The 5,980-nt window shown below is 49.6% G+C and carries 6 protein-coding genes; all 6 read left to right on the top strand.

Annotated elements, in window-relative coordinates; all coding sequences use genetic code 11:
* Positions 1-162: 162 nt before the first annotated feature.
* The 6 genes from CAG65_RS11395 (at position 163) to CAG65_RS11370 (ending at position 5,871) form a co-directional block, all read left to right on the top strand.
* Positions 163-1,539, top strand: a complete 1,377-nt coding sequence (locus CAG65_RS11395) for a YcjX family protein (RefSeq protein ID WP_021703607.1) — start codon at positions 163-165, stop codon at positions 1,537-1,539.
* The gene (locus tag CAG65_RS11390; protein ID WP_161453706.1) at positions 1,536-2,567 is read left to right on the top strand and encodes a YcjF family protein; all 1,032 of its coding nucleotides are present in this window, start codon (positions 1,536-1,538) and stop codon (positions 2,565-2,567) included. Before CAG65_RS11395 ends, CAG65_RS11390 begins: the two co-directional genes overlap by 4 nt.
* Positions 2,568-2,671: 104 nt before the next feature.
* Positions 2,672-4,216: a transcriptional regulator TyrR gene (gene tyrR / locus CAG65_RS11385; protein ID WP_161453705.1), complete on the top strand. Its 1,545-nt coding sequence runs from the start codon at positions 2,672-2,674 to the stop codon at positions 4,214-4,216.
* Positions 4,216-4,794 (top strand): ribosomal protein S5-alanine N-acetyltransferase, encoded by a 579-nt coding sequence (gene rimJ, locus CAG65_RS11380; RefSeq protein ID WP_161453707.1) that lies wholly within the window; start codon positions 4,216-4,218, stop codon positions 4,792-4,794. Before tyrR ends, rimJ begins: the two co-directional genes overlap by 1 nt.
* A 1-nt stretch (position 4,795) precedes the next feature.
* A complete protein-coding gene (locus tag CAG65_RS11375; RefSeq protein ID WP_161447834.1) occupies positions 4,796-5,398 on the top strand; it encodes an HD domain-containing protein in 603 nt (200 codons plus the stop codon).
* Entirely contained in the window at positions 5,398-5,871 is a 474-nt protein-coding gene (locus CAG65_RS11370) for a DUF2947 domain-containing protein (protein WP_161453704.1), read from the top strand. Before CAG65_RS11375 ends, CAG65_RS11370 begins: the two co-directional genes overlap by 1 nt.
* Positions 5,872-5,980 lie beyond the last annotated feature (109 nt).

Here is a 5,980-nt window from a genome sequence, read left to right as displayed (position 1 = left end):
AGATTTCATTGTTTGTCATCTACAAGCTGATTGAAGACGATTAGTCTTAAGAGCTGCAACTTTCTATAAGCCCCTGATTTAACTCAGGGGCTTTTTCGTTCATCTCGTATTAAGATTGATGAATATAAACTACGCCCGTCTTGGTAATTTGAGGGAGACTGAATGAAGCGTATTACCCAAGAAGTGAATGACTTTATTAATCGCGGGTTGGACTCTCATGTCCGCATTGCTGTTACCGGCTTATCCAGAGCCGGCAAGACGGCCTTTATCACTTCTATGGTGAATCAGTTACTTCACACATCGACACACGACAATTTGCCTTTATTGGCAGCTGCGCGTGATCAGCGGATCATTGGCGCTAAGCGGGTACCACAGGTCAACATGATGGTGCCGCGTTTCTCCTATGACGAAGCGATGGCACATTTGCATGCTGCCCCTCCACAATGGCCTGAGCCGACGCGTGATGTCAGCGAAATTCGGCTGGCGATCAAGTATCAGCCGAAAAGTCGGACCAAAAAACTGCTCAGCCGTACCAGTACGCTGCATCTTGATATTATTGATTATCCGGGTGAATGGCTGCTGGATTTGCCGTTGCTGGAGATGGACTTCGATACGTGGTCACAAACGCAGTTTGACGCGATGACGGGTCTGAGAGGCTCATTGGCACAAGCGTGGCTCACCGAGCTGGGGTCGCTCGATCTGCGCGCGGAAGTAAACGAGAAACAGTTGGAGCAAATCGCTCAGAGTTACACCCGTTATCTGCACGACTGCAAGGCGAGCGGGCTGCACTGGGTGCAACCGGGCCGCTTTGTCCTCCCGGGGGAATTGGACGGTGCGCCAGTCCTGCAGTTTTTTCCGGTTTTGCTGGATGGGGGTGATAAAGCCGATAAGCGCAGTAACTACACGGCATTGAAATCACGCTATCAGGAATATCAACAGAAAGTGGTGAAAGCTTTCTATAAGCATCACTTTTCCACGTTTGATCGACAAATTGTGTTGGTGGATTGTCTGTCGCCGCTGAACTCTGGTGCCGAGTCGTTTCACGACATGCGCCATGCGTTGGAGCAGATCATGAAAAGCTTCAAGTATGGACGTAGTAGTCTGCTTAAGCGTTTGTTTTCCCCCAAGATCGATAAAGTGTTGTTCGCGGCAACCAAAGCGGATCACGTAACGCCGGAGCAGCACCCTAATCTGGTCGCTCTGTTGCAGCAGATGGTACATCCGTCCTGGCAGAGTGCGGCGTATGAAAATATCGGGATGAGCTGCATCAGTATGGCGTCGGTTCAGGCGACGCAATCTGGTTTTATCTCTTCCGGTGATGAGCGCACGCCTGCGCTTCAGGGATACACGCTGGACGGTACTGCGCTGACGGTCTTTCCGGGAGAAGTGCCGAAGAAACTGCCAGGCTCAGGCTTCTGGCAAAACAAAGGATTTGAGTTCAGTGCGTTCCGGCCGATGGCTTCGGAGTCAGACGAGCCGCTTAGGCATATCCGTATGGACAAAGCGTTAGAAACTTTGATTGGAGATAAATTGAAATGAGTGATTTGAAGAGCAAGCAAATTTTCGATCAGCCACTCAACGATGCTCCTCTCGAGCAAGATGAGCTCACCGCTCAGCAGCAATTTAACGCCGAACAGCGTTTTGTACCACAGACTGCTGAGAGCCAGTCTTCCGACGCCATGCCTGAGCAGCAGTTGGAGCAGGTCATTCGTCCGCGAAAGGGACGCAAATGGCTGGCCACGGGTTTGTCTATCACATTTGCCGCGCTGTTGGGATGGCAAGCGGTTGATTCGCTGGTGGGCGCGATTCAGCAGAGCGACTGGCTGGCTTTGGGCTGGTCTGGCTTTATCGCCGGTTTGTCAGCGCTGGGTATCGGCGCTATTGGCAAAGAATTATGGAAACTGCGCCGATTGCGCAATCATTTCAGCGTTCAGGAGCAGAGTGAGCAACTTATCCTCAACGACAGCGTCGGACATGGTAAAGCATTTTGTGAACAGTTGGCGAAAGAGAGCGGTGTACAGCCGGAAAGCCCGGCTTATGATCGCTGGTTCAACAGTGTGCATGATGCGCACAGTGATGCCGAAATTCTGGATATGTACGATGCGATGGTGGTTGCTGAACAAGACAAACAAGCCACCAAAGTGGTGTCTCAGTTTTCAACGGAAGCCGCCGCATTGGTCGCGATCAGCTCGTTGGCGATTGCAGATATGTTGTTGGTTGCCTGGCGCAACTTCAAGATGATCGACAAACTGGCGGAGATATACGGCGTTGAATTGGGGTATTGGTCGCGCATCAAGTTACTGAAAGCCGTGTTCATCAATATGGCCGCGGCCGGAGCCAGTGAATTGGCTGTTGACGCTGGTATGGATCTGTTGTCGATGGATCTAGCGGGGCGCTTGTCTGCGCGCGCAGGGCAGGGGCTTGGTGTGGGCATTCTCACGGCCAGACTTGGTCTGAAGGCCATGTCACTGTTGCGTCCGATGCCCTGGCACAAAGACCGCGCGGTGAAACTGAGCGCAATTCGTAAGCAAATTGTGGCAAAAGTCACTGCGATTACAATGAAATAGCAGCGAATGTGATGTCGACTCACGGAGACTTCTTGACGCGATTCAGACCTTAGGCGAAACTACTGTCAACTTTTCCTGACACCTTCGAATTTAGGGACTTTCCAGTGCGTCTAGAAGTTTTCTGTGAAGATAGACTCGGTCTTACCCGTGAGCTACTCGATATTCTTGCCTCCAGAAACATTGATTTGCGCGGCATTGAAATTGATATTTCTGGCATTATCTACCTTAACTGCCCGGATATCGACTTTGATACCTTTAGTGAACTGATGGCAGAAATCCGTCGCATCTCTGGTGTCAAAGACGTTCGTAAGATTCAGTTTATGCCGATGGAACGGCATAACACCGAACTGATTTCTCTGTTGAATAATCTGCCGGATCCGGTTCTGGCGATTGATCTCAAAGGTCATGTTGATATGGCCAACCACGCTGCGCTCAGTTTGTTTAGCCAAAACGAAGACCAGATTCTTGCGCAGCAGATTTCGACACTGTTACCCAGTTTCAATTTCTCAAAATGGGCGGAAGGCACCATCACGCGCAAGCGCGAAAACCTAGTGATTGACGGCTTAGATTACGTCATGGAAATTATGCCGGTCTACATTACCAGTGAAGCGAAAGAGTCTATTCTGGCCAGTACGGTGATGATCATTCGCAGCGCCGCACAACCTGCGTTGATAGACCAGATGTTGCCAGAGCAGAACAATCTCGGCTTTGAACATTTTGTTGGCGTTTCCAATAAGCACAAGGCTTTGATTGGGCAAGCGAAAAAGCTCTCGATGCTTGATCAGCCTTTGCTGATTGAAGGCGAAACCGGTACCGGTAAAGAGATGCTGGCACGCGCTTGCCACAACCGCTCTCACCGCGCGTCAGAACCTTTTTTGGTCCTGAGTTGTGCTTCGATGCCGGATGATGTGGCAGAGACCGAGTTATTTGGTCATGCTCCGGGATCGTTTAATCACGAGCAAGGACACAAAGGCATCTTTGAACAGGCGAATGGCGGAACCGTCTTTCTTGACGAAATCGGCGAGATGAGCCCGCACCTGCAAATTAAACTGCTGCGTTTTCTTCAGGACGGTACATTCCGCCGAGTGGGCGAAGAGCGCGAAGTGCACGTGGATGTTCGGGTTATTGCCTCGACGCGCCATCAGTTGTCCGATTTGGCAGAGTCGGGGTCATTCCGTGAAGATTTGTTCTACCGCCTCAATGTACTGACGCTACGCATTCCGCCACTGCGCGAACGCGCCAGCGATATTGCACCGCTACTGGAATTGTTTGTCGCCAAGTACATCAAGCAACTTGGTATGATGAAACCCGAACTCAGTGAAGATTTGGTGGACCAGCTCTCGAACTATCAATGGCCGGGCAATATGCGTCAACTGGATAACATGGTACTGCGGGCGCTGACCGAGTTGTCCGCAGATACACTGACGATTGATTTGTTCCATTTGCCGCAGTTGGAAAGTGTGTCCGGCAGTGCACCGAGTATTAATCTTGATGGTTCGCTGGATGAAATCATGAAAGAGTATGAAGCTCAGGTGTTGGAACGTTTGTATCAGTCTTTCCCATCCAGTCGTAAACTGGCCAAACGACTGAATGTGTCGCATACCTCGGTGGCGAATAAACTGCGCGACTACGGGATCAGAAAGAAATGATGGATAAAATCAGCACGCCCGCGCAAGTGTATGAAGTCGATGACGATATCATACTGAGAACCGCCGACGTTACCGATGCTGCAATGATTGTGGACTACTACAGTACCAATCGGGTTCACCTTCAGCCATGGGAACCCAAACGAGAGCAGGCATTCTACTCGGTACAGGGCTGGACACAGAAATTGATCAAGTTGCATGAGTTGCACAAGATGGGGCTTGGCTACTACCTGATCATCATCGAACGTGAGACAGGGGCCATGCTGGGAACCATTTCATTCAGTAACCTGACTCGTTTTCCATTTCATGCCTGTAACGTTGGTTACTCACTGGCCGAGCAAGCGCAAGGGCGGGGCGTGATGACCCGGGCATTAAGAATGGCAGTGGACTACATGTTTCGTATACAGAACATGCATCGCATCATGGCCGGTTACATTCCGGCAAACAAGCGCAGTGAATCGGTGTTGGAAACCATCGGTTTTGAACACGAAGGGTTTGCTAAAGATTACCTGTTGATTAACGGGCGCTGGGAAGATCATAACCTGATGGCGCTGATCAACCGAAACTGGAAAGAGGCCTGATATGAACCAAAGACTGGAACAACAGCTGGCACTGGTATTGGAACTGGATCGCCTTAAGTCTGTTCTCAGGCGAACCCGTGTGAAAAGTGCGGACAAACGCCTTGAGAACAGTGCAGAGCACAGTTGGCACGTTGCCCTAATGGCAGTGTTAATGGAAGAACACGCCAATGAGCCGGTCAATATCGACCGGGTGGTCAAGATGTTGCTGATCCATGACGTTGTTGAAATTGATGCGGGTGATACCTTTGTTTATGATGTTGCCGCTTCTGAGCTGCAAGCGCAGAAAGAGATGGCAGCGGCAGAGCGGTTGTTTGGTATGTTGCCGGACGATCAGGCCAAAGAACTGAAAGCGTTATGGCTGGAATTTGAGAGTGCTCAATCGGGCGATGCCCGTTTCGCGAAAGCGCTGGATCGCATCATTCCCATGTTGTTGAATTATCATAATCAAGGGCAAAGCTGGCAGGAAAATGGTGTGAAAACCGAGCAAGCGCTGAGCATCAACCGACGTATCGAAGATGGCTCTACAGTGCTGTGGGAAAAAGCCCAACAAATGATAGAAGACGCCACCGCAAAAGGGTGGCTTCAAGGTAACGAGGAAAATTAATGTCGTATTTGCCTTTGGATCAATACCAAAGAAAATGGATTTTTACTCACCAATCGATGCCGGTTGCCAGTGATGATCTTGAATGGATCAAACCGATGACACAGGCAAGGTCCGCACAATTGTGGAAAGACAACATCAGTGCACAAAGCCCAGATTCAGAAAGACTCAGTGCATCAGACTGGCCTCAGAAAGAGAGCAACTGGGTCGGAGAAGTAGACTGGATGCTAGCCTGGGAAGACGATGAGGCCGGTTTGCCTGCGGAAATTCTGGCTCATTTGGATTGGCAAGATGATGTAACTGTCTATTTCTGCTATGAAAAGTACAATGTGATTGAAACGAAATGGTCTGTGTTTAAAAGAAACTGGAAGAACTTTTTATTTTATGATGACGGGCCAATATTAATAGCCAGAAGACGAAATGAAGCACTTTGGTTCAATTCCCTCGGTATGGTTAAACTCGGTAATCGCAACTGATCTAAAAAGGCAACATGATGTTGCCTTGTTATTTTCATCATCATCAAGATCTATTTAACGAGTTTAATCGCATATCGATATGCAATTATTTTCTCGGACGGCATATCTT

It is taken from the genome of Vibrio sp. V39_P1S14PM300, from assembly GCF_009904765.1.
GTDB classification, from domain to species: Bacteria; Pseudomonadota; Gammaproteobacteria; order Enterobacterales; family Vibrionaceae; genus Vibrio; species Vibrio proteolyticus.
Note: the sequence above shows the minus strand (reverse complement) of the source record. Positions and strands in the feature narration are given on the sequence as shown.

What these genes read in the sequence shown, in the direction of transcription:
- CAG65_RS11390 (WP_161453706.1), top strand. Translation starts at nt 1,536, where the DNA reads ATGAGTGATTTGAAGAGCAAGCAAATTTTCGATCAGCCACTCAACGAT.
- CAG65_RS11395 (WP_021703607.1), top strand. Translation starts at nt 163, where the DNA reads ATGAAGCGTATTACCCAAGAAGTGAATGACTTTATTAATCGCGGGTTG.
- CAG65_RS11370 (WP_161453704.1), top strand. Translation starts at nt 5,398, where the DNA reads ATGTCGTATTTGCCTTTGGATCAATACCAAAGAAAATGGATTTTTACT.
- CAG65_RS11375 (WP_161447834.1), top strand. Translation starts at nt 4,796, where the DNA reads ATGAACCAAAGACTGGAACAACAGCTGGCACTGGTATTGGAACTGGAT.
- rimJ (WP_161453707.1), top strand. Translation starts at nt 4,216, where the DNA reads ATGGATAAAATCAGCACGCCCGCGCAAGTGTATGAAGTCGATGACGAT.